Origin of the sequence: Micromonospora pattaloongensis (assembly GCF_900107255.1) — a bacterium.
GTDB classification, from domain to species: domain Bacteria; phylum Actinomycetota; class Actinomycetes; order Mycobacteriales; family Micromonosporaceae; genus Micromonospora_I; species Micromonospora_I pattaloongensis.
Map to the genome: position 1 here is coordinate 388,324 of NZ_FNPH01000004.1, position 24,540 is coordinate 412,863.

The window sequence follows — 24,540 nt, forward strand, 5'->3', positions numbered from 1 at the left end:
TGCCGGGGTCAGTGGATGCCGGACATCAGCGTGCGGATGTGCCGGGTGAACATCAGCGCGCCGAGGCCGAGCGCGACCGAGGCGAGCCCGAAGGTCAGGAAGTACGTCGGCTGCGCCCACTTGTCGGCCAGCCGGGCGACCTGGCCACCGATCGCGTCGCCGACCGCCACCGCCAGGAACCACAGCCCCATCATCTGGCTGGCGTACCGGGCCGGGGCCAGCTTGGTGGTGACCGACAGCCCGACGGGGCTCAGGCACAGCTCGCCGCAGACCTGTACGGCGTACACCGCGATCAGCCACAGCGGCGAGACGAGTTCGCCGCCGACGGCCGCCCGCGCGGCGGCGGCCATCAGCACGAACGACAGGCCGTTGAGCACCAGACCGAGGGCGAACTTCACCGGTGTGGACAGCCGGTGGCCGAGCCTGACCCAGAGCGCCGCGAACAGCGGCGCGGCGATGATGATCAGGATCGGGTTCGCGGACTGCAGCCAGGACGCCGGGAAGGTGAAGCCGAACAGGTGGCGGTCGGTGCTGTCCTCCGCGAAGACGTTGAGCACCGAGCCGGCCTGGTCGTAGATCAGCCAGAACGCCGCGGCGAACACGAACAGCCACAGGTACGCCCGCATCCGGTCGCGTTCGACGCCGGCCAGGCGGCGGTCGAACAGAATCCGGGCGAAGTACACCACGGTGATCAGCACGGTCAGCGCGGTGAGCAGGTTGACCACGGTGTTGACGGTGAACAGCCCGGTCACGGCGAGCACGAGGACCAGCAGCGCGGCGACCAGCACGGCGACGGCGATGCGGGTCAGCGCCCGGCGGCGTTCCGCGCCGTCCAGCGGGTCGGTCGGCGTGACGCCGGCGCGGCCGAGGTGCCCGCCGCCGACGACGTACTGGATGACCGCCAGGGTCATGCCGACCGCGGCGGCGGCGAAGCCGAGATGCCAGTTGATCTTCTCGCCGAGGTAGCCGGTGATCAGTGGCGCGAGGAAACCGCCGATGTTGATGCCCATGTAGAACAGGGAGAAGCCGGCGTCGCGGCGCGGGGAGTCGCGGTCGTAGAGATCGCCGACCATGGTGGAGATGTTGGGTTTGAGCAGCCCGGTGCCGAGCACGATCAGCGTCATGCCGGCGAAGACGCTCCATCCGGTCGGGATGGCCATCACGTAGTGCCCGGCGGCGATGACGACCCCGCCCCACAGCACCGAGCGGCGGGCGCCCAGCAGCCGGTCGGCGATCCAGCCGCCGGGCAGCGCCATCAGGTAGACCATGGCGTTGTAGACGCCGTAGACGGCGCTGGCCGTGGCGACGGACATGCCGAGCCCGCCGGTGCTGGCCGCGGCGGTCAGGTAGAGGACCAGGATCGCCCGCATGCCGTAGAAGCTGAAGCGTTCCCACATCTCCGTGAGGAACAGCGTCGCCAGTCCCCGCGGGTGGCCGAAGAACTGCCGGTCCCCGCCGGGGGCCCCGGCCGGTGCATCGGTGACGGACATCGCAACTCCAGCGGAATACGCAGGGTGCAAAAATCGCTATTCGGGCGTACTACTAGACTTCCGTGATCACTCCGACGGGGTGAGTCCGTTCACCGTGTCCGCCGTCCGGCTACGCTCGGAGCGTTTAACCAGATTGCCGTCTGGTATGCGGCCGGGAATCCGCCGGCCGCCGCACGTCGTTACATCTGAAGACCAGCACCACGACCGAGGGGAAAGCCGATCATGGGCGAGCGCATGCTGCGCGGGAGCCGTCTGGGAGCAGTCAGCTACGAGTCCGACCGCAACACCGAGCTTGCCCCGCGACAGACCCGCGAGTACCTCTGCGCCAAGGGACACCAGTTCGAGGTGCCCTTCGCCGTGGACGCCGAGGTGCCGATGACCTGGGAATGCAAGTTCGACGGCAGCGTGGCGCGGCTCGTCGACGGCACGGAGCCGGAGCAGAAGAAGGCCAAGCCGCCGCGCACCCACTGGGACATGCTGCTCGAGCGGCGTTCGATCGCCGAGCTGGAGGACATTCTGGCGGAGCGGCTCCAGGAGGTTCGGACCCGCCGCGGTCGGGCCTGATCCCACCACTTCCGCAACGTCGATTCCGCCCCCGCAGCGCACGCTGCGGGGGCGGTTCGCGTTTGTCAGACGATTTCGCCCTCGATCGCCGTTCCGGCCCCGCTCGCGGTGCGCGGCGACGGATGCTGCGGCGGTCGTGGGGACTGCGCCGCTCCGCGGTACACGCGCACCCGGCGCGGCCCGAACAGGTCCCCGGCGACCGCCGAGGAGATGCGCCGCTCCGCGGCGCGCTGCACACGCCGGCGCGCCTGCCGCCGCACCGGCGGCAGGATCAGCAGCGCCCCGACGAGCCCGGTGACCAGGCCCGGCACCGCCAGCAGCAGTCCGGCGCCCAGCCCCACGAGACCGTCGGTGACCTGCTCGCCGGGGGGCCGACCGGCCCGGGCCGCGTCGCGGAATCCCCGCCAGGCCCGCACGCCCTCGCGGCGCAGCAGCGCCACGCCGACCAGTGAGGCGAGCAGTACCAGCAGCACCGCCACGCCGAAACCGACCCGGCGTCCGACCAGCACGAAGACCGCGATCTCGGTCACCCCGGTCGCCGCCAGCGCCAGTGGCAGCAGCGTCAGTCCTCGGCGCATATCACCTCCCCCGGCTCGGACGTCGCGGAAACCCCGCCCCGTCCAAGCATGACACGCGCCCTACGGCCAGCGCGCCGCCTCCGTCTGCGTACGGCCGCGCAGCGCGCGCACCACCGAGTCCCGGCGGCCCTTGATCCCCCACACCGTCACCCGCAGCAGCGCCTCGCGCACGATCGCGGAGCTCATCTTGCTCGCCCCTTCCGCGCGCTCGGTGAACGTGATCGGGACCTCGACGATCCGGAAGCCCTCGCGGTGGGCGCGCCAGGAGAGCTCGACCTGGAACGAGTAGCCCTGCGACGAGACGCTGGCGAAGTCGATCTTCTCCAGGACCGGCATCCGGTAGATGCGGTAGCCGCCGGTGGCGTCGGAGACCGGCATGCCCAGCGCGAGGCGGGTGTAGAGGTTCGCCCCGCGCGACAGCAGCAGGCGGTGCACCGGCCAGTTGACCAGCTTGCCGCCGGGCACGTAGCGCGAACCGATCACCACGTCGGCCCCGCGGGCCGCGTCCAGCAGCCGCGGCAGCTCCTCCGGCGCGTGCGAGCCGTCGGCGTCCATCTCCACGACGGCGTCGTAGCCGCGGTCGCGCGCCCACCCGAACCCGGCCACGTACGCCGCGCCGAGCCCCTGCTTGCCGGGCCGGTGCAGCACCTTGACGTGGTCGTCGTCGGCGGCGATCTCGTCGGCGATCCGGCCGGTGCCGTCGGGGCTGTTGTCGTCGGCGATCAGGACGTCGACGTCGGGCACCGTACGCCGGACCCGTTCGGTGATCCGGCGGACGTTGTCGGCCTCGTTATAGGTCGGGATCACGACCAGCACCCGCCCGATCCCCGGGTAGCCCTCCGGGTTCGAACCAGCCGCCGCGTTGGCCTCGCTCACCGCGCCTCCGAATCTGCCACGTCACGTACAGGGTCGCGTCGCGAACGGCGCTGCAGCGCCGACAGGACGACGATGGTGCCGGCGAGCGCCACCAGCACCATCTCGGGCCAAAGGCCCCACTGTGTGGCTAGCGTACGCGTTGCTCCGACCCGCATATCGCCGACCACGACCGCCGGGGTGTTGAACCGGGTCGCCCCGGTGACGGCGCCGTCGGCCCCCACGAACCCGGACACCCCGACCGTGGATGCCATCAGCGCGTCGCGCCCGTGCTCGACCGCCCGCAGCCGCACCATCGCCAGCTGCTGGCGCGCCTCGGCCACGTCGAAGGTGGCGTTGTTGGTCTGGACCACCAGCACCTGCGCCCCGCCGGTGACGGTGTCGCGGACCACCTCGTCGTAGGCCACCTCGAAGCAGATCACGTCGCCGACGGTCAGGGGGCCGGTTTGCAGCACCCCGGGCCGCTCGCCGGCGACGAAGTCGGCCCGGACCCGGTCGACCTGGGAGCTGACCCGGCGGGCGATGTCACGAAGCGGCACGTACTCGGCGAACGGGACGGGATGGCGTTTGACGTACAGCTGGTCGAGGTCCGGGCCGGCGCCGGGGCGCCACAGCAGCCCGACGTTGCGGACCTGGCCGGCCTCGGGACCCTGCAGCACCGCCCCGACGAGGATCGGCACCCCGATGGCGTCGGCGGCGGCGCTGATGGCGCGGGCGGCGTCGGCGTCGCGCAGCGGGTCGACGTCGCTGGAGTTCTCCGGCCACACCACCAGCTGCGGCCGTCGCGCCGACCCGGCCGCGACCTGCGCGGCGAGCCGCATCGTGGCGTCGACGTGGTTGCCGAGCACCGCCCGGCGCTGCGCGTTGAAGTCCAGGCCCATCCGCGGCACGTTGCCCTGCACGATCGCCACCGTCACGGTGTCGGCGCGGCCGCCGACGCCGACCGGCACGGCCAGCCCGGCCAGCACCACCGCCACGGCGCCGAGCGCGGGCGCCGCGGCCCGCAGCCGGGCCCGCACCCCGACGGCGCGCCACGGCCGTACGGCGGCGGCGGCCAGCAGCCCGCCGGCGAGCGCGACGGCGAAGGTCACCAGCGGCGCGCCGCCGATCGCGGCGACGCGCAGCAGCGGCGAGTCGCCCTGGCTGAACGCCAGCCGCCCCCACGGGAAGCCGCCGAACGGGGTGCGGTCGCGCAGCGCCTCCTGCGCCACCCATAGCAACGCGGTCACCGCCGGCCACGACCAGCGGGCCCGGTCGACGAGGGGGCTGACGAACGCGGCGAGCGCCCCGAGCAGCGCCAGGTAGCTGGCCTGCAGCGTCGACAGCAGCAGCCACGGCAGGTTGCCGGTGTGCAGGTTGGTCCAGCTCAGCAGCGGCACGAAGAACGTCAGCCCGGTGAGCAGGCCGAGGCCGGCGCCGGCGGCGATCCGGCGCCGGTGGGTGGCGGCGGCCAGCAGCGCGACCGCGATCGGCGCCAGCCACCACAGCCCGTACGGGGGGAACGCCGCGACCAGGGCGGCCCCGGCGGCCACCGCGGCGAGCACGGCCGCGGGCGTGGGCAGCGGGGCGGGGTCGGGCCGGGCGGCCGCCGCGGGCAGCGGGGGCAGGGCCGGTTCCCGCGACGCGTCCGCGGCCTCCGGGGTTTCGGCCGCACTCACCATCGTCACCTGCGCCTCACCCACCGCGTCGCCGGTCGCCGGCACCTCCGACGACGTGTCCCGCCGAAGGCTACCGGCCGCCGAAGGCTACTGGCCGGCGCGGTGTCGGCGGCGGGCGCGGACGCCGTCGAGTGTGGCCCGGAATCGGTGGAGTCCGGAAATGGAATCGGGGCGCGACCGATGTGGTCGCGCCCCGAGCTCCCAGGCCCTTCCCGGCCGGTGCCGCAGTGTGATCCGGTACGACCTTCGGACCGACCGGGCGAGAACTGGCTGTTCCCGTCAGGCCGTTGTCTACTGGCCGTGCGTACCCCCTGCCCCTGCACCGGAAGCCGCGGCCGGTTCGCGCCGCCCCGCCGACCCCCGCCCGCTGGACCTGGCCGGTGAAGGCGGTTGCCTTCGTTGCGACGAAATGTCGCTCGGCCAGCGGGCGAAGGGACGAAGCGAACAACAGCCGCTTCTCCGTAGTAGGACTCAAAGACGGTACGTTGTGCACCCCCATCACTGTCAACCACCGCCCCGGTGTTGATCTAGCGTGGCGGCGTGTCGCACGTGGCGTGTCGAGATGAATACGCTCAGTCGTGGAGGTGGTGGCGCAGCAGACCGGCCGCCGCGTCCGGGTGCGCCTCGGCGAGCAGCCCCGCCGCGGCCAGCACATAGTCGGTGTCGACGACGGCGCGGGCCCGTCGCGGCAGCGGATATCCGCCGGCGTGGTCGCTCAGCGGCGCGTCCAGCACCGCGAGCGCGTCGGCCGGCGCGGCGTGACGCAACACACCTCCGGAGCCGACCACCAGCCGCACGTCGCGCAGGTCCCGGCCGCCGCCGGCACCACCCGGCTCGGCCCGGGCGTGCCGACGCAGCGCCACCGTGGCCGCCAGCGCCCCGATCCGCCGGTCCAGCGCCCGCTGTGCCGCGTCGGCCGGCACGAACCCCGGATCGGCCGCCCGGGCCGCCGCCGCGGCCGCCAACCGCGGCTCCTCCCCGTCGGCGAGCAGCCGCTCGGCCGCCGCGGCCGCCACCACACCCGGCGCGCTCCACCGCAGACCGAGATCACCCTCGACGGTCCGCGCCCGCCACAACACCCCGGCCACCTGCGCGCTCGGGCCACCGTCACGCTCATCCGGTGTCAGCACCGAGTACACGTCGGTGGTGGCGCCCCCGACATCGACGACGACCAGATCCCCGCCGGTGTGGTCGGCGAGCAACTCCACCCCGGTCAGCACCGCGTCGGGGGTGGCCGCCCGCACCAGCGTCGCGAACCGCCGTCCCCGCGACAGCCCCTTACCGCCGATCACGTGCCGCAGGAACACCTCGCGGATCGCGGTGCGGGCCGGCTGCGGCCGCAGCTCGCCGATGCGGGGCAGCACGTTGTCGGTCGCGGTGAACGGCACCGCGCCGGCGGCCAGCGTCGCACACACCTGCTCACGCGCCTCGGCGTTGCCGGCCACCACCACCGGCACCCGCCAGCGGGCGCGGGCCAGCCGGGCCGCGTTGTGCCCCAGCACCTCGGCGTCCCCGCCGTCGGTGCCGCCGACCAGCAACACCACGTCCGGGCGGGCGGCGCGCAGCGCCCGCAGCGCCGCGCCGTCCAGCCGGCCCGCCGCCACGTGCACCACCCGCGCCCCGGCCGACAACCCCACCCGGGCGCCGGCGCGGGCCGTCACGAGCTGCTCGTAGCCGACCACCGCCAGCCGCAGCCCACCGCCGGCCGAGGAGCAGACGTACCAGGGCGCCCCGGCGGCGCCGGTCAACCCGACGGTCGCCGCGGCCACCGCGGCGTCCAGGCCGTGCAGCACGTCGGTGCCGACCGTGGTCGGACGCGCGGCGGTGGCCAGCAGCCGGCCGCCGGCCAGCTCCACCACCGCGACCTTCGTGTACGTCGAGCCGACGTCGGCGCAGACCGCGAAGCTCACCCGCTCAGACCCGGCCCCGGCGGTGGCGTCGACGGCGCCGGCACCACCACCGTGCCGGTCGCGGTCACCGCCACGATCGGCGGGTCCAGCACCTCGGCGGCCGACTCGGACCGCTCGGGCCGGCCCCGGCACACCACCCGCGCCTCGAAGTCGATGGCGCGGCTGCGGCTGCCAACCCGGACCACCGTCGCGACGACCTCCAGCACGTCACCGGCCTTCATCGGAGCCCTGAACTGCACGTCCGAGTACGAGGCGAACAGCCCCTCGTCGCCGTCGGTGCGGATGCACACCTCCGTGGCGACGTCCCCGAACAGGCCCAGCGCGTACGCCCCGTCGACCAGGTTGCCGGCGTAGTGGGCGTGCGAGTACGGCACGTACCGCCGGTGCGTCACGGTCAACCCCAGCCGCGGGTCCTGCCCGGTCATGCCGCCTTCACCTTCCTGTTCGTGGTCATCTTGGTCGTGATCAGCGCGTGGACGAGGTAGCTGGCCACCTCCCGCGGGGTGGTGCCGCGACCGAAGATGCGATCCACGCCCAGCTCGCCGGCCATCAACTCGTCGAAACGCGGCCCGCCGACGATCAACAGCGGGCGCATGCCGGCCGGCATCGCCTCCCGGAACGCCGCCGCCATCTCCCGGGTGTTGTGCAGGTGCGCGTCGCGCTGGGTCACCACCTGCGACACCAGCACCGCGTCGGCCTTCTCCGCGCGCGCCGCCTCGACCAGCTCCGGCACGCTGACCTGGGCGCCGAGGTTGGTCACCTTCAGCTCCCGGTAGTACTCCAGGCCCTTCTCCCCGGCGATGCCCTTGACGTTGAGGATCGCGTCGATGCCCACGGTGTGCGCGTCCGTGCCGATGCACGCCCCGACCACCGACAGCTTGCGTCGCAGCCGCGCCTTGACCAGCGCGTTGACCTCCTTGGCGGACAGCAGCGGGAAGTCGCGCTCCACCACCTGCACCGCCGACAGGTCGACCAGGTGGTTGACGCGGCCGTAGACGACGAAGAACGTGAACCCGTCGCCCATCTGCGTGGCGTGCACCAGCATCGCCGGGTCCATGCCCATCTTCGCGGCCAGCTGCAGCGCCGCCCCCTCGGCCCGCTTGTCGTGCGGCACCGGCAACGTGAACGACATCTGCACCATGCCGTCGCCGGTGGTGTCCCCGTACGGGCGCACCACCCTGTTCTCGCTCACGCCTGGCCCTCCAGGATCTCGGTCGCCGGGTTGTAGTAGTCGTCGCAGTGCCGGGCGACGCCGTCCAGGCCCTTACCGCGGTCCGCGGGGCGCTTCATGATTCCGAAGGTGCCGTCGGCGATGGCGTTGAGCAGGGTGTCATCGACGATCCGCTCCAGCAGCTCCACCGCCTCGCCGAGCACCCGGTGGGCACGCTGCTGGATGAAACCGCCCGGCGCGGGCACGAAGTCCTCGTGCAGGTTGCCGGCGGCGTTCAGCACGTACCGCACGTTCTGCAGCGCGATGTCCCGGTCCGACAGCCACGGCGTCACCACCGCCTCGGTCATCATCCCGACCAGCAGGATGCCCTGGCCGGTCATCGCCCCCACCAGGTTGAAGAACCCGTCGAGCAGGTTGCCCCGGAACACGTCGCCGGTCATGTGCTTGGTCGGCGGCATCCATTTCAGCGGCGCGTCCGGGAACAGCTCCCGGGCCAGCAGCGCGTGCGCCAGCTCCAGCCGGAACGACTCCGGCAGATCCGGGTTGATCTCGAACGCGTGCCCCAGCCCGAGCTGCCGGTCCGCCAACCCGGCCTCGTGGGCGAAGTACTCGTTGAGCAGCTGCGACACCGTCACCGTGTGCGCCTCGTCCACGGCATCGGCGGTGGTGAGGTAGTTGTCCTCGCCGGTGTTGATGATGATCCCCGCGCGGGCGTGCACCTGCCGGGAGAACCGCTGGTCGACGAAGGTCCGGATCGGGTTGATGTCGCGGAACAGGATCCCGTACATCGAGTCGTTGAGCATCATGTCCAGCCGCTCCAGGCCGGCCAGCGTCGCCATCTCCGGCATGCACAGCCCGGACGCGTAGTTCGTCAGCCGCACATACCGGCCCAACTCCTTCGACGAGGAGTCCAGGGCCGCCCGCATCAGCCGGAAGTTCTCCTGGGTGGCGTACGTGCCGGCGAACCCCTCCCGGGTCGGCCCCTCCGGCACGTAGTCCAGCAGCGACTGCCCCGTCGACCGGATCACCGCGATCACGTCCGCGCCGGCGCGCGCGGCCGCCTGCGCCTGCGGGATGTCCTCGTAGATGTCCCCGGTCGCCACGATCAGGTAGATCCACGGCCGCTGCGCCGGATCCCCGTACCGCTTGATCATGCGGTCGCGCTCGGCCCGCCGCCGGTCGATCACCTTGATCCCGGCGGCCGTGGCCCGCCGTGCCGCCCGACGGGCCGACGACGCCGCCCTGCCGGAAGGCACCGTGAACCGCACCGACCCCGCCGCCGCCTTCTGCGCCAGCAGCGTGACGTCGGTGATCTGCTCCCGCGCCAGCGCGTCGAAGACCGGCACCGCCACCCCGTGACCCAGCCCCACGTCGGCCACAACCGCGTCGACCAGCCGGTTCACCCACGGGATCCCCTCCGGGTCCGCGCCGGTCACCCCGGCCAGCCGCAGCGCCGCCCGCTCCACCGACACCGTGGTGTGGCTGCGCGCCAACTCCACCACCGGCTGCCCGGCCCGGCGCGCCAACTCCCGGGCGCGACGCACCAGCGCGGGATCGAGATCGAGCTTCCCGGTCACGCCGTCACCCCGCTCCGCTCCGTGACGCCGTGACCGGCGCTACTGAGCCCGATGGTTCGCTCGCGACGCTCGCTCACGCCGTCACCCCGCTCCGCTCCGCGACGCTCGCTCACGCCACACCCTCCTCGTAGATCACGTTGCCGCGCAGCACCGTGCGCCGGCACACCGGCAGCGGCGTCGGGTCGTGCGGGCCACGCTCCTCCGGCAGCTCCGACACCAGCACCGGCAGCCCGTTCACCACCCCCGCCGGCGTCCGCCACACCGCGAACGTCGCCGGCGCCCCCGGCGCCAACGCCCCCTCGCCGTCACGGTGCACCGCCCGCCAGCCGCCCCTCGTGTGCGCCGCGAACGCCGCCCGCGCGCTCATCCGCTGCGCCGGGTTGAAGTGCGACACCGCCGCCCGCACCGAACCCCACGGGTCCAGCGGGGTCACCGGCGAATCCGACCCGAACGCCAACGGCACCCCCACCGCGTGCAACGCCCCCATCGGGTTCGACTCCAGCGACCGCTGCACCCCCAGCCGCTGCGCGTACATCTGCGCGTCGCCGCCCCACAACCGGTCGAACGCCGGCTGCATGCTCGCCACGATCCCGTACTCGACGAACCCGGCGATCAACCGCTTGTTCATCAGCTCGGCGTGCTCCACCCGGTGCCGCGCCGCGCGCAGCCGTTCCACCCCGAGCACCTCGGCCGCGCCCGCGAAGCCGCGCAGCACCGTGTCGATCGCCGCGTCACCGATCGCGTGGAACCCGCCCTGCATCCCGTGCGTCGCGCAGTCCAGCAGATGGTCACGCACCTGATCGGCCGAGACGTAACCGTGCCCGCAGCCGTCGCCGTCGAGATACGCCGCCGACACGTGCGCGGTACGCGAACCCAGCGCCCCGTCGGCGTACAGGTCGCCGCCCGCCCCGACCGCGCCCAGCTCCCGCGCCTTCGCCGCGCCCAGCAGCTCACCCCAGTAGCCGTACACCTCCGGCAGCCCGTCACCGGACATCGCCAGCACACCCGTGAAGTCCGCTTCGTCCGAGGTGCCCGGGCCGCCGCACTCGTGCACCGCCGCGATCCCCAACGCCGCCGCCCGGCGCAGCGCCGCCCGCTGGAAACCCACCCGCTGCTCGCGGCTGATCGAACCCAGCGCCGCCGCCCGCACCACGTGGTGCGCATCGCGACGCAGCCAGCCCGACCCGTCGTAGCCCGGCACCGACACCACGTGCGGCACCGCCGCGAGCAACGCCGTCGAACACAGCGCCGAGTGGATCGACGCCTGCGACAGGTACACCCGGCGCCCGCCGGCCGCCCGGTCCAACGCCGCCGCGTCCGGCGGCGTCTGCCGCGCCCACGCCGACTCGTCCCAGCCGTGCCCGAGCACCACCGCGTCGGCCGGCAGTCCCGCGGCGACCCGCGCCACCGCCTCCAGCACCTCCGCCGCCGATCTGGTGTCCGACAGGTCCAAACCGGACAAGGCCTGCCCGGTATCCGTCAGGTGCACGTGCGCGTCGACGAACGCCGGCGTCACCAACGCGCCCGCCAGCTCCACCACCTCGTCGGCGCGCGGCGCGTCCGCGTCCGGGCCCAGCCACGCGATCCGCCCGTCACGCACCAGCAACGCCGTGGCCTGCGGATCCCCCGGACAGAACAGCCGGCCGCCGCGATAGAGAACAGAGGGGTTCGTCATGGGCTCAGTCTGCCGCCAGCCGGGCCTCGAACAACCGCCGCACCGCCGGCTCGCCCCGCAGCAGCTCCAGCGCGTACGCCGCGTGCCCCGGCACGTACCCGTTGCCGATCAGCATCGTCACGTCCGCCGCCAGCCCCTCCGCGCCCAACGCCGCCGCCGCGAAGCTCGTCGCCATCGAAAAGAAGATCACCGTGCCGCCCTCGGCGGTCGACAGGACCGCCCCGTGCTCACAGCCCGGCACGTCGACGCAGACCACCGTCACGTCGGCCGGCCCACCCAGCGCCGCGCCGACCGCCGCCGCCAACGCCACCGGATCGCGCGCGTCGGCCAGGGCCACCTCGTCGGCCAGCCCGGCCGCCGCCAGCCGCTCACGCTCGGCGTCCGTCGGCACCACCCCGACCGTACGGACGGCGCCGGCCCGGCGCGCCGCCGCCAACGACAGCGAACCGCTCTTACCGGCCCCGCCGATTACCGCCACCGTCACGGGCCGGTCGTACCGACGCACCACCCGCCCGGTCAGCGCCGGCGCCCCGCACACGTCGAGCACCGCCAGCGACAGCTGCGGGTCCAGGTCGTCGGGGAGCACCGCGGCGATCGACCGGCCGAACAGGATCGCGTGCCCCGCGCACGGCACCTGCTCGCTGCGCCCGTCCCAGTCCGCCAACCCGTCCGCGACCGCAAGCGGCGTCAGGGTCAGCGACACCAGCGTCGCGACCCGGTCGCCCGGTTTCAGCCCCAGGGGCGAGTCCGGCCCGACCTCCTCGACAGTGCCGATCAGCATCCCGCCCGAGCCGGTCACCGGGTTGTGCATCTTGCCGCGGGTACGGATGATCTCCAGCACCTCGGTGCGCACCGCGGCGCCGTCCCCGCCGTGCTTGTCGGCGAGCTGCCGGAAGCTGGCCGCGTCGAGGTTCAGGCGCTCGACGCGCACCCGCACCTCGTCCGGGCCGATCTCCGGCCGGCTGTCCAGCCGCTGCGCCGCCTGTGGCAGCACCCCGACCGGCTCGATCACGCGGTGCAGCCCCACCGGCGACGTTCCCACCATCTGCGTTCCTCTCCGTGACCGGCCCGGCACTGCATCTCGTTGCACGGGAAAACTTACGGCAGAATAGTTTTTTGACGAAAGGATTTCCAGTAGCCTGCGGGCAGGACCGCCCACATGCACCGCACCGGACAGACGCAGGAGACCCCGTGACGCAGACCGCGCCGCCGCCGGCCACCGCCGCGCCGCACGCCACCCCCGCGTCGGCCGTGACCGCCCACCCCGCCGGCCAGCCCTACGAATACCGCCGCCGCGAACTCGTCGAGCCCGACTGGACCCGCTTCCCCGGCTGGCGCCACGTCACCCGCGAGCAGTGGGAGTCCGCCCAATGGCAACGGGTCAACTGCGTCAAGAACATCAAGCAGCTCCGCACCGTCCTCGGTGACCTCGTCGACGAGACCTTCTACGCCGACCTCGCCGCCGACCAGGCCGCGCTCGCCACCATGTCGATGCTGGTGCCGCCGCAGATGATCAACACGATGGTGCCGGTCGCGCCGGTCACCACCGAGGCGTTCTACGCCGACCCGGTGCGGCGCTACATGATCCCGGTCGCCTCCGACCGGCGCACCGACTGGCCGTCCCACCCGTACGCCACCCGCGACTCCCTGCACGAGCACGACATGTGGGTCGCCGAAGGGCTCACCCACCGCTACCCGACGAAGGTCCTCGCCGAACTGCTGTCGACCTGCCCCCAGTACTGCGGGCACTGCACCCGGATGGACCTCGTCGGCAACTCCACCCCCGCGGTCGAGAAGCTCAAGCTCACCCTCAAGCCCGTCGACCGCTACGACGCGCACGTCACCTACCTGCGGGCGCACCCCGGGGTCCGCGACGTGGTCGTCTCCGGCGGCGACGTGGCCAACGTGCCGTGGCGCAACCTCGAGTCGTACCTGATGCGGCTGCTCGACATCGAGACCATCCGCGACATCCGGCTCGCCACCAAGGCGCTCATGGGGCTGCCGCAGCACTGGCTGCAGGATGACGTCGTCGAGGGGCTCGAACGTGTCGCGCGTACCGCCGCCCGGCGCGGGGTCAACCTCGCCATCCACACCCACGTCAACCACGCGCAGTCGCTGACCCCGCTGGTCGCCCGCGCCGCCCAGACCGCCCTGGAGGTCGGCGTACGCGACGTCCGCAACCAGGGCGTGCTCATGCGGGGCGTCAACGCCACCGCCGGCGACCTGCTCGACCTGTGCTTCGCGCTGCAGGGCGAGGCCGGCATCCTGCCGTACTACTTCTACATGTGCGACATGATCCCCAACGCGGAGCACTGGCGGGTGCCGGTCTGGCACGCCCAGCAGCTGCAGCACGACCTGATGGGCTACCTGCCGGGCTACGCGACACCGCGGATCGTCTGCGACGTGCCGTTCGTCGGCAAGCGCTGGGTGCACATGCTCACCGAGTACGACCGGGAGCACGGCATCTCGTACTGGACCAAGAACTACCGCACCTCCATCGAGGCCGACGACGCCGAGGCGCTCGACAAGCGGTACGCGTACTACGACCCGATCGACACGCTGCCGGAGTCCGGTCAGCAGTGGTGGGCCAAGCAGCAGGCCGCCGGGCTGGACTGAGCACGGACAACGACTGCGGGCCCGCACCGAGTTCGGTGCGGGCCCGCAGTCGTTCGCGCGTGGCGACCTCAGCCGGTGAACGCGTCCTTCACGTCGCGACCGGCGTCCTTGACGTGCTCCCCGGCCTGCTTGGCCCGCGCCTCGGCGGCCTCGACGGAGCCCTCGGCCTGTAGCCGCTCGTTGTTGGTGGCGTCGCCGAGCTTCTCCTTCGCCTCGCCCTTGAGTTCCTCGGCCTTGTTCGTCAGCTTGTCGGTGAAGCTCATGAGCCAATCCTCCTGATCGGGATCTCGTCATCCCCGCTGGGATTCCGTCTCGCGATAAGGACTTCCCACTCCCCCGGCTCCCAAACATGCCGGCCTGCGCCAGCCGGGCCTTGCTTTTCCCGCTGAGCGGTTTACTCGTGTGTGCGCGGTAGCGCACATCCTCTAAAGCGTCCTAGGACAATATTGTCGGACTCATGTCCGGGTGCCGGCTCGGTGCCACACTCCCTACAGCGTCCTAGGAGGCTAGCCCTGCTCCCGCGGCCCAGGCGGTGTTGACTGGACGGATGCCGGAGATCGTCCTCGTCCGCCACGGGCAGACGGAATGGAGCGCCGCCGGGCGCCACACCTCGTACACCGACCTCGACCTGACACCGGTCGGCGAGCAGCAGGCCCGCGAGCTCGGCGCGCGACTGACCGGCCGGGCCTTCGCCGCCGTGCTGTCCAGCCCCCGGCGGCGCGCGCGGCGCACCGCGGAACTGGCCGGCGTGGCCGTCACCGACATCGACGACGACCTCGCCGAGTGGCACTACGGCGAGTACGAGGGGATCACCACGCCCCAGATCCGCGCGCGTCGGCCCGACTGGGAGCTGTGGCGCGACGGCTGCCCCGGCGGGGAGTCACCCGAGCAGGTCGCGGCGCGCCTGGACCGGGTGCTGGCCCGGGCCGTCGCCCTGCTCGCCCGCGGCGACGTCGCGCTCGTCGCGCACGGCCACTGCCTGCGGGTCGCCGGCGCCCGGTGGATCGGCGAGCCGGCCCGCACCGGCGGCCGGCTCCGCCTCGACACCGCGACCCTGTCGGTGCTCGGCTACGAGCACGCGCGCCCCGTCATTCTCCGGTGGAACTGCTGCTGACCTTCGGCGGTCGCCCCTCGTACGGGGTGGAGAGCACCACGGTCGTCCGGGTCGTCACGTTCGCGGCGGTCCGGATCTCCTGCAGCAGCCGCTCCAGATCCGCCGGGCTCGCCACCCGCACCAGCAGCAGGTAGAAGTCCTCCCCCGCCACCGAGTAGCAGGAATCGATTTCGGGCAGGTGCGCCAGCCGCTCGGGCGCGTCGTCGGGCTGGGACGGGTCCAGCGGCCGGATCGCCACGAAGGCGCTCAGCGGCAGGTCCAGCGCCTCGTACGCGACGCGGGCGGCGTACCCCTTGATCACCCCGCGCTGCTCCAGCCGGCGCACCCGCTGGTGCACCGCGGAGACGGAGAGCCCGACCTTATCGGCCAGGTCGGTGTAGGACAGCCGCCCGTCGACGGTGAGGGCGGCGACGATGGCGCGGTCGATCTCTTCCACGGCGAGAAAACTACCGCCCCGCGCCGCGCCGGGCGACGTCGATACGCCGCGGGTGGCGCGTGACGTCGGTGACCGGCCGTACCGGCGCGCCGGACGGGCCGATCACCACGGCCGCGTCCGACGGGCGGCGGCGTCAGGGGCGACCGAGCGAGCGGGAGATCACCAGGCGCTGGATCTGGTTGGTCCCCTCCACGATCTGCAGCACCTTCGCCTCCCGCATGTAGCGCTCGACGGGGTGGTCGGCGACATAGCCGTACCCACCGAGCACCTGCACCGCGTCGGTGGTGACCCGCATCGCCGTGTCGGTGGCGAAGAGCTTCGCCTTGGCCGCCTCGATCGAGTACGGGCGGCCGGCGTCGCGCAGCCGGGCGGCGGCGAGCGTCAGCGCCCGGGCGGCCGAGACCGCGGTGGCCATGTCGGCCAGTAGGAAGCCGAGCCCCTGGAACTCCGCGATCGGCCGGCCGAACTGCTCGCGCTCGCGGGCGTACGCCACGGCGTAGTCGAGCGCGCCCTGGGCGAGCCCCACCGCGCAGGCGGCGATGCCGAGCCGGCCGGAGTCCAGCGCCGACATGGCGATCTTGAAACCGGTCCCCTCCTCCCCCACGAGCCGGTCCGCCGGCACCCGTGCGCCGTCGAAGGCGATCTGCGCGATCGGCGAGGAACGCAGGCCCATCGTCTTCTCCGGCGCCTGCGGAACGATCCCGGCCGTGCCGGCGTCGGCCAGCAGGCAGGAGATCCCGGCCGGGCCGGGGCCGCCGGTCCGGCAGAAGATGTTGTAGAAGTCGGCGTGGTGGGCGTGGGTGATCCAGGCCTTGGTGCCGGTCACCACGTACGCGTCGTCGTCGCGGACGGCCTTCGTGGTCAGGGCGGCGGCGTCGGAGCCGCCCTGCGGCTCGGACAGGCAGTAGGCGCCGAGCAGCTCGCCGCCGAGCATGTCGGGCAGCAGCTTGCGCAGCTGTTCGCCGCCGTACGCGGCGACCGGGTAGCAGGCGAGGGTGTGCACGCTCACCGCCTCCGCCACGGCCAGCCAGCGGGACGCGAGCACCTCGAGGACCTGCAGGTAGACCTCGTAGGGCTGGGCGCCGCCGCCGACCTCCTCGGGATAGGGCAGGCCGAGCAGGCCGGCGCGGCCGAGGGTGCGCAGCACGTCCCGCGGGAACTCGGCGCGCGCCTCGAAGGACTCGACCTGCGGCGCGAGCTCCCGGTCGGCGAGTTCGGTGGCGAGGTCGAGCAGCTCGTACGCCTCGGGGGTGGGCAGGATCCGTGCGACGGTCATAGCAGGGTCAACTCCGTGGGTGTGGTGTTGAGACGCTCCACGCCGTCCGGGGTGCAGACGACGATGTCCTCGATCCGGGCTCCGTGTCGCCCGGCCAGGTAGATCCCCGGCTCGATGGAGAAGGCCATCCCCGGTTCCAGCGGCAGGGTGTTGCCGGACACCAGGTACGGCTCCTCGTGGCCGTCGAGGCCGATGCCGTGGCCGGTGCGGTGCAGGAAGGCGGCGCCGTACCCGGCCTCGGTGATCATGTCGCGGGCGACGGCGTCGACGGACTCGGCGGTGACGCCGGGGCGCACCGCGGCGACCGCGGCCCGCTGGGCGGCGCGGAGCACCTCGTAGTAGGCGAGGAACTCCGGGTCGGGGACGCCACCGGCGACGTAGGTGCGGGTGGAGTCGGAGCAGTAGCCGGCGGGGGTGGTGCCGCCGATGTCGACCACCACCGGGTCGCCGGGCTCGATCACCCGGTCCGAGGTCTCGTGGTGCGGGCTGGCCGCGTTCGGGCCGGCGGCCACGATGACGAAGTCGACGGTGGCGTGTCCGGCGTCCCGGATCGCGGCCGCGATGTCCGCGCCGACCTCGACCTCGGTGCGGCCCGGGCGCAGCCACTCCGCCATCCGGGCGTGCACCGCGTCGATCGCGGCGCCGGCGTCGCGCAGCGCCGCCACCTCCGCCGGGGTCTTGCGCATCCGCAACTCGCGCAGCACGTCGCCGGCGAGACGCTGGGTGGCCCCGGGCACCGCGGCGCGCAGCGCGAGGACCTGCTCGGCCCACATCCGGTTGCCGAGCCCGACGGCGACGACCGGGCCGGGCAACGCCGCGCGGACCAGCGGGTACGGATCGGTGCCGTCGGGGTGGTCGACGATGCGCAGGCCGGTTCCGGACGCCGGGGACGCCTCGGCGGCGGGCCGCTCCAGCGTCGGCACGATCAACGTCGGGGTGCCGTGCGTGGGCAGGACCAGGCAGGTGAGCCGTTCGGTCTCGTGCGCGTGGTAGCCGGTCAGGTAGCGCAGGTCCGACCCGGGGGTGACGAGCAGCGCGTCGAGGCCCGCCCGGGCCGCGGCGCGCTGGGCGGCCGCGAGCCGCTGCGGCGGGTACAGCTCGGTGAGATCGGACACACGCCAAGCTTAACGTTCGTTTGGCCACCGTCGGTCGCCACCCTCCTGCCGGACAGGGGTCAGTGCGCCAGAGCGGCGGAGACGACGGCGCGGGTGCGGGGGGTGGCGGTGACCAGGTCGGTGCTGTCGAGGTACTGGTCGACCGCGCCGACCGGCGGGAGCCGCCGCAGCCACGGGTTGGTGATCGCGGCCCGCAGCGCGCCGGTGAACCGTCCCGCGTCGAGCACCAGGAAGGGCCGATTGTGGAAGCACCGCACGCGCGGGTCGACCGGCTCGGCGAGGCCGGTGTCGTTCATCCGCGTCGCCACCTCCTCGTACGCGTGCGACAGCCACCGCTCCCGGGTGCGCCAGTCGCTGGCCGCCAGCGCGTTACGCAGCGCCCCGACCAGCTCCTCCGCCCCCGGCAGCCGGGCAAACGCGCTGCCGAGCCACTTGTTGTACGGCGGATACCGGCGCGCCAGCAGCAGGCACAGCCGCATCAGGTCGCGGGCCAGCCGCGCGGCGACCATCGCGCTGCCCAGCTCGTCGCCGACCTCGCCGCACCGCCCGACGACGTGCTCCTCCCTGCCGATCCGCGACCACTGGCAGGCGAGCACGTAGCGCCACACGTCGTCGGGGTACCAGGCCAGCTGGTCCCGCGCGGCCGTGAGCGTGCCGTCCAGGCCGTCGTGGAAGACCGCGCCGCCGGTCACCTCCGCCAGCCGCTGGGTCGGGGCCGACAGCCAGTCCAGGTCGCTGACCCGGCGTCGCGGATCGAAGCCGAGGGTCGCCTCGAACCAGGCGCCGAGCTCGCTGACGGTCACCCCGTGCCGGTCCCCCGCGGCGGAGAGCACCCCGAACCCGGTGTCGCCGTCGTGGGCGAACCGGGTCGGATGGTCGAGGAAGGTCGCCGGCAGCTCCGCCGAGAACGCCGCGACGATCTGCTGGGCGAGCGCCGGATCGGCCCCGTCGAGGAAGAGCTGCACGCGCGGACCCCAGTCGTGGTCGGTCGAGCGCGGCGTGTCGAAACCGAGCAGCTCCGAGCCGAAGTCCAGGCGGCCGGCGGCGTAGCGCAGCCCCGGGAAACGGGCCGCCAGCAGCGGCGCGATCAGCTCGGTGTAGAAACGCCGATTCAACTCCAGCCCCGGCACGAAACCCATGCCGGCAGCCTCCCGCAGACACGGCGATGATCGCCGCGGAACGGTCCGGGACGGAGCGGCGGATGGCCGGGCCCGGCGGGCGCGTGCGACGCTGTCCGCGTGACCGAACCCCGCCCCCTGCTGCTGGTCGACGCGCCGAGCCTCTACTTCCGCGCCTTCTTCGGCATCCCGACGTCGGCGGCGAAAGCGCCGGACGGCAGCCCGGTGAACGCTGTGCGCGGCTTCCTGGACATGCTCGCCACGCTGATCCGCACCCGCCGACCCGACCGGCTGGTGTGCGCGCTGGACTACGACTGGCGCCCGCACTGGCGGGTGGCGCTGCTGCCGTCGTACAAGGCGCACCGGCTCTCCCCGACCGGCGGCGAGGTGGTGCCCGATGAGCTCACCCCGCAGGTCCCGCTGATCCTGGAGGTGCTCGACGCGATGGGCATCGCGGCGACCGGCGCCACCGGATACGAGGCCGACGACGTGATCGGAACCCTCGCCACGACCCAGCCCGGCCCGGTGGAGGTGGCCTCCGGCGACCGCGACCTGTTCCAACTGATCGACGACGCCAAGCCGGTGCGGTTGCTGTACTGCGGGCGGGGCGTGGCCAAGCTGCAGGACTGCGACGACCAGGCGGTGCAGGGGCTCTACGGGGTGCCCGCGGCGGCGTACGCGGACTTCGCGGCGCTGCGCGGCGACCCGAGCGACGGGCTGCCGGGCGTCGCCGGGGTCGGCGAGAAGACCGCGGCCCGGCTGATCGGGCGGTACGGCTCGCTGGACGGGATCCTCACGGCGCTCGACCAGCCCGGCTCCGGCTTCGCCCCCGGACTGCGCGCCAAGCTGCTCGCCGCCCGCGACTATCTGGCCGTGGCGCCCACGGTGGTGCGGGTCGCCCGCGACGCGCCGCTCAGCCCGCTCGACCCGACGCTGCCGACGGCGCCGGCCGACCCGGACCGTCTGCTGACCCTGGCCGAGAAGTGGAACCTCGCGGGCGCGACGCGACGGCTCGTGGACGCCGTCTCCGGCTGAACGCTGGCGCTCAGCCCGGCCGCACCGGCTCGCCCGGCCCGCTGACCGCGTTGTAGGAGAGCACCCCGCGGTTGACGATCCCCATCGCCTGCCGCGCGGTTCCGCGCAGCTCCGCCGACGCGCCCGCGGCGTCGGCGAGCTGGCCGAGCAGGTCCACGACCTGGCGCGCCCAACGCACGAAGTCCCCGGCCGGCATGTCGCCCTCGAGGCTGTCGCCGCTGCCGAGCACCTTCGCCAGCGGCTCGCCGCGCGCCCACCGGAAAATGGGCCAGGCGAAGCCGAGATCGGGCTCGCGGGTGGCCTCCAGCCCGCGCGCCGCCTCGTCGGCCTCCAGCTCCGCCCAGGTCTTCAGCGTCGCGTCGACGGCGTCGGAGACCGGGCCGCGCGGCAGCGCCGCCCGGTCGTCGAGCTCACGGCGCGCCTCGTAGACCACCACCGACACCGCCGCGGCGAGTTCGGCCGGCGACAGCCCGTCCCACACCCCGCGGCGCAGGCATTCGGCGACCAGCAGGTCGGCCTCCGACCAGATCCGCGACAGCATCCGCCCCGCGTCGGTCACCTCACCGCCGTCCGGCGTCAGGTAGCCGCGGCTGACGAGCAGCTCGCAGACCCGGTCGAAGGTGCGCGCCAGCGAGCCGGTCCGACCGGCCACCCGGTCGCGCAACTCGTCGGTGTCGCGCCGCAGCCGCCAGCGCCGCTCCGCCCAGCGCGCGTGCTCCTCACGGTCCGGGCAGGCGTGGCAGGGATGCCGGCGAAGCTCCGCCCGCAACTCCAGCAGCCGCTCGTCGTCGCCGGTGCCCCGCGCGCGCCCGCCCCGCCGGCGCGCGTGCCGGTCCAGGCCGGTCGCGCTGATCGCCGCGGCCAGATCGCGGCGCGCCGCCGGCGAGCGGTGGTTGAAGTGCTTGGGTACGCGCAACCGCTCCAGCACCTCGGCCGGCGCGGTGAAGTCCCCCGCGGTGACCCGGCCGGCCCAGCGGTCCTGGGTGAGCACCAGCGGGCGCGGCTCCCCGAAGCCGCCCGTGCCGGGGTCGAGCACCACCGCGAGCCCGGCGCGCCGGCCCGACGGCACCCGGATCACGTCGCCGACGCGCAGCCGCTCCAGCGAGGCGACCGCGGCCGCACGGCGCTGGCTCTGTCCCTGCCGGGCCAGGGCCCGCTCGCGCTCCGCGATCGCCACCCGCAGCGAGAAGTACTCGTCGAAGTCACCAAGGTGGCACTGGATCTCCGCGCCGTACGCCTCGATGGTCTCCTCGTTGCGCTGCACCTGCCGCGCCAGGCCCACCACCGACCGGTCGGCCTGGAACTGCGCGAACGACGACTCGAGCAGGCTGCGGGCGGCCGCCACCCCGACCGAGCCGGCGAGGTTGACCGCCATGTTGTATGACGGCCGGAAGCTCGAGCGCAGCGGGTAGGTGCGGGTGGACGCCAGCCCGGCGACGTGCCGCGGGTCGACCTCGGGCGACCAGACCACGACCGCGTGCCCCTCGACGTCGATGCCGCGGCGGCCCGCCCGGCCGGTCAGCTGGGTGTACTCGCCGGGGGTCAGGTCGACGTGCGCCTCGCCGTTGTACTTGACCAGCCGCTCCAGCACGACGCAGCGCGCCGGCATGTTGATGCCCAGCGCGAGGGTCTCGGTGGCGAACACGGCCTTCACCAGGCCGCGCACGAACAGCTCCTCGACCACTTCCTTGAACGCCGGCAGCATCCCGGCGTGGTGCGCCGCCACGCCGCGTTCGAGCCCGTCGAGCCACTCCCAGTAGCCCAGCACCGACAGGTCCTCGCCGGGGATGGCGCGCATCCGCTCCTCGACCACCCGCCGGATCTCGGCGCGCTCGTCCGGTGCGGTCAACCGCAGTCCGGCGGCCAGACACTGCTGCACCGCGGCGGCGCAGCCGGCCCGGCTGAAGATGAACAGGATCGCCGGCAGCAGCCCCTCGCGGTCGAGGCGCTCGACGATGTCCGCGCGCAGCGGCGGCCGCCACCGTGGCCCGCGCCCGCCGCCGCGCCCCGCGCCGGGGCCGGCCGCGCGGCCGTCGGTCATCTCCAGCCGGCGCAGCATCTCCCGCGTGTAGCGCAGCAGCTCCGGGTGCACGTCGTGCTTGCGCGCGGCGTCCGCGTCGTGGAACAAATCGAACGTGCGGCGGCCGACGAGCATGTGCTGCCACAGCGGAACGGGTCGGTGCTCGCTGACCACCACCTCGGTCTCGCCGCGCACGGTCACCAGCCAGTCCGCGAACTCCTCGGCGTTCGAGACGGTCGCCGACAGCGAGACGAGCGTGACCGAGGCGGGCAGGTGGATGATCACCTCTTCCCAGACCGCGCCCCGGAACCGGTCGGCGAGGTAGTGCACCTCGTCCATCACCACGTACGCCAGGCCGCGCAGCGTCGCCGAGCCGGCGTAGAGCATGTTGCGCAGCACCTCGGTGGTCATCACCACCACCGGCGCGTCGCCGTTGATCGCGTTGTCGCCGGTCAGCAGCCCCACCTGCTCGGCGCCGTACCGGTCGACCAGGTCGTGGTACTTCTGGTTCGACAACGCCTTGATGGGCGTGGTGTAGAAGCACTTGCGGGGGCGACCCCCGTCGCCGTCGCGCGACCGCAGCGCCAGGTGCACCGCGAACTCACCGACCACCGTCTTGCCCGCGCCGGTCGGCGCGCAGACGAGCACGCCGCTGCCCCGCTCCAGGGCCTGGCATGCCTCACGTTGGAAGTCGTCGAGCTCGAACCCGAGGTCGAGCGCGAAATCTTCAAGCGCGGGGAACGCGGTGGCCTGCGTGGCCCGGCGGCGCGCCGCGGCGTACCGCTCGGCGGGGCTCGACATGTCATCAAGATTAGTGCGTACGGGCGGCACGTACCCCCCGAGGCCGTCGAGCAGACCGTCGCGAGTGTCTCGATAGGGTGCACGGCGTGCCGGAGCAGACCGAACCGCCCAGTCCCCGTACGCCGCTCGGACCCGCCGCCACCGCCCACCCGGCGCCCCGCCGGCGCGTCGACGCCGTGCTCTTCGACTTCCACGGCACCCTCGCCCAGGTCGAGGACCCGGTGAGCTGGGTGCTCGCCGCGGCCGCCGCGTGCGGGGTGACGCTGGAGCGGCCCCGCGCGACCGTGCTGGCCGACCGGCTCGTCACCGCCGGACGCGCCGGCGGGCCGCTGCCGGCCCGGGTGCCGCCCCGGCTGGCCGAGGTCTGGGGCGACCGGGACCTCTACCCGGACGCGCACCGGGCCGCCTACACGGGCCTGGCGGCGACCGTCGACGCCGGTGTCGCCGGGCTGGCGGACGCGCTCTACGACCGGCTGCTGCGGCCGGAGGGATGGGTGCCGTACGCCGACACCGCCGACACGCTGCGCGCGCTGCGGGCCGCCGGCGTTCCGGTCGCGCTGGTCAGCAACATCGGCTTCGACATCCGGCCGCTCTTCGCGGCGTGGGGCATCGCGGAGCTGATCGACGCGTACGCGCTCTCCTACGAGGTGGGGCGCTGCAAGCCCGATCCGGCGATCTTCCTGCGGGCGTGCGGGATGCTCGGCGTCGACCCGGAGCGGACGCTGATGGTCGGCGACACCCCGGCCGACGCGGGGGCGGTGCACGCCGGCTGCGCCACGCTGGTGCTCCCCGCCGCCGAGCCGGGCCGGGCCAACGGGCTCGCCGCCGTGCTGGACCTGGCCGAGGTGACCCGGGCGTGACCGAGCGGCGGGTGATCGAGGGCGAGTCGTTCCGCGACGAGGACCGGTACGGCGAACAGCTGCGAAACGTCGCCTACACGCGGTGCGCGTTCCACGACGTGGACCTGACCGAGGCGGTCAGCCGCGGCGTGGTCTTCACCGAGTGCACCTTCGGCAACGTCCGCCTCAACGCCTCGCGGCACACCGATTCGGCGTTCCTGCGCTGCACCTTCACCCGCTGCAACCTCTTCGACGCGGAGTTCACCGACTGCAAGCTGACCGGCAGCACGTTCGCGGAGTGCGACCTGCGGCCGCTGCGGGTGACCGGCGGCGACTGGTCGTTCGCGGCGCTGCCCCGCGCCGACCTGCGCGGCGTCGCCTTCTCCGGCGTCCGGATGCGCGAGGTGGACCTGACCGGCGCGGACTGCGCCGACGGCGTCTTCCGGGACGTGGACCTGTCCGGGGCGCAGCTGCACCGGGCGACGCTGCGCGGCTGCGACCTGCGCGGCAGCGACCTCACCGCGCTCGACCCCACCACGGCAACGCTGGCCGGCGCGATCATCGACTCCACCCAGGCCATCGTCATCGCCCAGACCCTCGGCCTCCACATCCGCTGACCCCTCCGCTCGCCGTGATCAGGGAACAGCTCCCGCGTGTCGCGGCGTGTCCACGCA

At 73.6% G+C, this 24,540-nt stretch carries 22 protein-coding genes; 6 read left to right on the forward strand and 16 right to left on the reverse strand.

Annotated elements, in window-relative coordinates; all coding sequences use genetic code 11:
• Positions 1–8: 8 nt before the first annotated feature.
• Entirely contained in the window at positions 9–1,490 is a 1,482-nt protein-coding gene (locus BLW47_RS14155; RefSeq protein ID WP_091556441.1) for a peptide MFS transporter, read from the reverse strand.
• 222 nt (positions 1,491–1,712) lie between these two features.
• Here BLW47_RS14155 and BLW47_RS14160 point away from each other — a divergent pair, with 222 nt between their 5' ends.
• Positions 1,713–2,054, forward strand: coding sequence for an RNA polymerase-binding protein RbpA (locus BLW47_RS14160; protein WP_091556443.1), 342 nt, complete (start codon positions 1,713–1,715; stop codon positions 2,052–2,054).
• A gap of 65 nt (positions 2,055–2,119) precedes the next feature.
• On the opposite strand, the gene BLW47_RS14165 is transcribed toward BLW47_RS14160, so the two are convergent.
• From BLW47_RS14165 to kdd, 9 genes are all read right to left on the reverse strand, one after another.
• Positions 2,120–2,632 (reverse strand): FxsA family protein, encoded by a 513-nt coding sequence (locus BLW47_RS14165; protein WP_091556445.1) that lies wholly within the window; start codon positions 2,630–2,632, stop codon positions 2,120–2,122.
• A 60-nt stretch (positions 2,633–2,692) separates the two neighbouring features.
• A complete protein-coding gene (locus BLW47_RS14170; protein ID WP_091556446.1) occupies positions 2,693–3,508 on the reverse strand; it encodes a polyprenol monophosphomannose synthase in 816 nt (271 codons plus the stop codon).
• Positions 3,505–5,166 carry an apolipoprotein N-acyltransferase gene (gene lnt, locus BLW47_RS14175; protein ID WP_091556803.1) on the reverse strand — a complete coding sequence of 554 codons (1,662 nt, stop codon included), beginning with the start codon at positions 5,164–5,166 and terminating at the stop codon, positions 3,505–3,507. Before lnt ends, BLW47_RS14170 begins: the two co-directional genes overlap by 4 nt.
• A gap of 569 nt (positions 5,167–5,735) precedes the next feature.
• On the reverse strand, positions 5,736–7,073 hold the full coding sequence (locus tag BLW47_RS14180; RefSeq protein ID WP_091556448.1) for a glutamate mutase L: 1,338 nt from the start codon (positions 7,071–7,073) through the stop codon (positions 5,736–5,738).
• On the reverse strand, positions 7,070–7,498 hold the full coding sequence (gene kal, locus BLW47_RS14185) for a 3-aminobutyryl-CoA ammonia lyase (RefSeq protein ID WP_091556451.1): 429 nt from the start codon (positions 7,496–7,498) through the stop codon (positions 7,070–7,072). The genes BLW47_RS14180 and kal overlap by 4 nt, the downstream gene beginning before the upstream one ends.
• The gene (gene kamE, locus BLW47_RS14190; protein ID WP_091556453.1) at positions 7,495–8,265 is read right to left on the reverse strand and encodes a lysine 5,6-aminomutase subunit beta; all 771 of its coding nucleotides are present in this window, start codon (positions 8,263–8,265) and stop codon (positions 7,495–7,497) included. Before kamE ends, kal begins: the two co-directional genes overlap by 4 nt.
• On the reverse strand, positions 8,262–9,821 hold the full coding sequence (kamD, locus tag BLW47_RS14195) for a lysine 5,6-aminomutase subunit alpha (protein WP_091556455.1): 1,560 nt from the start codon (positions 9,819–9,821) through the stop codon (positions 8,262–8,264). The genes kamE and kamD overlap by 4 nt, the downstream gene beginning before the upstream one ends.
• 109 nt (positions 9,822–9,930) lie before the next feature.
• The gene (locus tag BLW47_RS14200) at positions 9,931–11,496 is read right to left on the reverse strand and encodes an amidohydrolase (RefSeq protein ID WP_091556457.1); all 1,566 of its coding nucleotides are present in this window, start codon (positions 11,494–11,496) and stop codon (positions 9,931–9,933) included.
• 4 nt (positions 11,497–11,500) lie between these two features.
• Complete coding sequence (kdd, locus tag BLW47_RS14205; protein ID WP_091556459.1) at positions 11,501–12,541, reverse strand: L-erythro-3,5-diaminohexanoate dehydrogenase; 1,041 nt, start codon at positions 12,539–12,541, stop codon at positions 11,501–11,503.
• Between the two features lie 146 nt (positions 12,542–12,687).
• On the opposite strand from kdd, the gene BLW47_RS14210 reads away from it, so the two are divergent.
• Positions 12,688–14,112 (forward strand): KamA family radical SAM protein, encoded by a 1,425-nt coding sequence (locus BLW47_RS14210; protein WP_425435397.1) that lies wholly within the window; start codon positions 12,688–12,690, stop codon positions 14,110–14,112.
• Positions 14,113–14,180: 68 nt separating this feature from the next.
• On the opposite strand, the gene BLW47_RS14215 is transcribed toward BLW47_RS14210, so the two are convergent.
• Positions 14,181–14,375, reverse strand: a complete 195-nt coding sequence (locus BLW47_RS14215) for a CsbD family protein (protein ID WP_091556462.1) — start codon at positions 14,373–14,375, stop codon at positions 14,181–14,183.
• Between the two features lie 284 nt (positions 14,376–14,659).
• On the opposite strand from BLW47_RS14215, the gene BLW47_RS14220 reads away from it, so the two are divergent.
• Positions 14,660–15,226 carry a histidine phosphatase family protein gene (locus BLW47_RS14220; RefSeq protein WP_091556465.1) on the forward strand — a complete coding sequence of 189 codons (567 nt, stop codon included), beginning with the start codon at positions 14,660–14,662 and terminating at the stop codon, positions 15,224–15,226.
• Here the strand turns inward: BLW47_RS14220 and BLW47_RS14225 are convergent.
• The 4 genes from BLW47_RS14225 to BLW47_RS14240 form a co-directional block, all read right to left on the reverse strand.
• Positions 15,201–15,662: an Lrp/AsnC family transcriptional regulator gene (locus BLW47_RS14225; protein ID WP_091556467.1), complete on the reverse strand. Its 462-nt coding sequence runs from the start codon at positions 15,660–15,662 to the stop codon at positions 15,201–15,203. The genes BLW47_RS14220 and BLW47_RS14225 overlap by 26 nt on opposite strands.
• A gap of 133 nt (positions 15,663–15,795) precedes the next feature.
• Positions 15,796–16,938 carry an acyl-CoA dehydrogenase family protein gene (locus BLW47_RS14230; protein WP_091556469.1) on the reverse strand — a complete coding sequence of 381 codons (1,143 nt, stop codon included), beginning with the start codon at positions 16,936–16,938 and terminating at the stop codon, positions 15,796–15,798.
• The gene (locus BLW47_RS14235) at positions 16,935–18,053 is read right to left on the reverse strand and encodes a M24 family metallopeptidase (RefSeq protein ID WP_091556472.1); all 1,119 of its coding nucleotides are present in this window, start codon (positions 18,051–18,053) and stop codon (positions 16,935–16,937) included. Before BLW47_RS14235 ends, BLW47_RS14230 begins: the two co-directional genes overlap by 4 nt.
• A gap of 59 nt (positions 18,054–18,112) precedes the next feature.
• Positions 18,113–19,192 carry a DUF4037 domain-containing protein gene (locus BLW47_RS14240; RefSeq protein WP_091556474.1) on the reverse strand — a complete coding sequence of 360 codons (1,080 nt, stop codon included), beginning with the start codon at positions 19,190–19,192 and terminating at the stop codon, positions 18,113–18,115.
• 99 nt (positions 19,193–19,291) lie between these two features.
• On the opposite strand from BLW47_RS14240, the gene BLW47_RS14245 reads away from it, so the two are divergent.
• Positions 19,292–20,206 carry a 5'-3' exonuclease gene (locus BLW47_RS14245; protein ID WP_091556476.1) on the forward strand — a complete coding sequence of 305 codons (915 nt, stop codon included), beginning with the start codon at positions 19,292–19,294 and terminating at the stop codon, positions 20,204–20,206.
• Positions 20,207–20,216: 10 nt separating this feature from the next.
• Here the strand turns inward: BLW47_RS14245 and BLW47_RS14250 are convergent, their stop codons facing one another.
• Complete coding sequence (locus tag BLW47_RS14250) at positions 20,217–23,027, reverse strand: DEAD/DEAH box helicase (protein ID WP_091556478.1); 2,811 nt, start codon at positions 23,025–23,027, stop codon at positions 20,217–20,219.
• A gap of 86 nt (positions 23,028–23,113) precedes the next feature.
• Here BLW47_RS14250 and BLW47_RS14255 point away from each other — a divergent pair, with 86 nt between their 5' ends.
• The gene (locus BLW47_RS14255; RefSeq protein WP_091556807.1) at positions 23,114–23,887 is read left to right on the forward strand and encodes an HAD family hydrolase; all 774 of its coding nucleotides are present in this window, start codon (positions 23,114–23,116) and stop codon (positions 23,885–23,887) included.
• Positions 23,884–24,483 (forward strand): pentapeptide repeat-containing protein, encoded by a 600-nt coding sequence (locus tag BLW47_RS14260; RefSeq protein WP_091556480.1) that lies wholly within the window; start codon positions 23,884–23,886, stop codon positions 24,481–24,483. Before BLW47_RS14255 ends, BLW47_RS14260 begins: the two co-directional genes overlap by 4 nt.
• The last annotated feature ends 57 nt before the right edge of the window (positions 24,484–24,540 follow it).

Excerpts from the sequence above, each read along its gene's own strand:
- BLW47_RS14215 (WP_091556462.1), bottom strand. The coding sequence starts at position 14,375 with ATGAGCTTCACCGACAAGCTGACGAACAAGGCCGAGGAACTCAAGGGC.
- BLW47_RS14230 (WP_091556469.1), bottom strand. The coding sequence starts at position 16,938 with ATGACCGTCGCACGGATCCTGCCCACCCCCGAGGCGTACGAGCTGCTC.
- BLW47_RS14240 (WP_091556474.1), bottom strand. The coding sequence starts at position 19,192 with ATGGGTTTCGTGCCGGGGCTGGAGTTGAATCGGCGTTTCTACACCGAG.
- lnt (WP_091556803.1), bottom strand. The coding sequence starts at position 5,166 with ATGGTGAGTGCGGCCGAAACCCCGGAGGCCGCGGACGCGTCGCGGGAA.
- kal (WP_091556451.1), bottom strand. The coding sequence starts at position 7,498 with ATGACCGGGCAGGACCCGCGGCTGGGGTTGACCGTGACGCACCGGCGG.
- BLW47_RS14250 (WP_091556478.1), bottom strand. The coding sequence starts at position 23,027 with ATGTCGAGCCCCGCCGAGCGGTACGCCGCGGCGCGCCGCCGGGCCACG.
- BLW47_RS14160 (WP_091556443.1), top strand. The coding sequence starts at position 1,713 with ATGGGCGAGCGCATGCTGCGCGGGAGCCGTCTGGGAGCAGTCAGCTAC.
- kdd (WP_091556459.1), bottom strand. The coding sequence starts at position 12,541 with ATGGTGGGAACGTCGCCGGTGGGGCTGCACCGCGTGATCGAGCCGGTC.
- BLW47_RS14220 (WP_091556465.1), top strand. The coding sequence starts at position 14,660 with ATGCCGGAGATCGTCCTCGTCCGCCACGGGCAGACGGAATGGAGCGCC.
- BLW47_RS14165 (WP_091556445.1), bottom strand. The coding sequence starts at position 2,632 with ATGCGCCGAGGACTGACGCTGCTGCCACTGGCGCTGGCGGCGACCGGG.
- BLW47_RS14155 (WP_091556441.1), bottom strand. The coding sequence starts at position 1,490 with ATGTCCGTCACCGATGCACCGGCCGGGGCCCCCGGCGGGGACCGGCAG.
- BLW47_RS14200 (WP_091556457.1), bottom strand. The coding sequence starts at position 11,496 with ATGACGAACCCCTCTGTTCTCTATCGCGGCGGCCGGCTGTTCTGTCCG.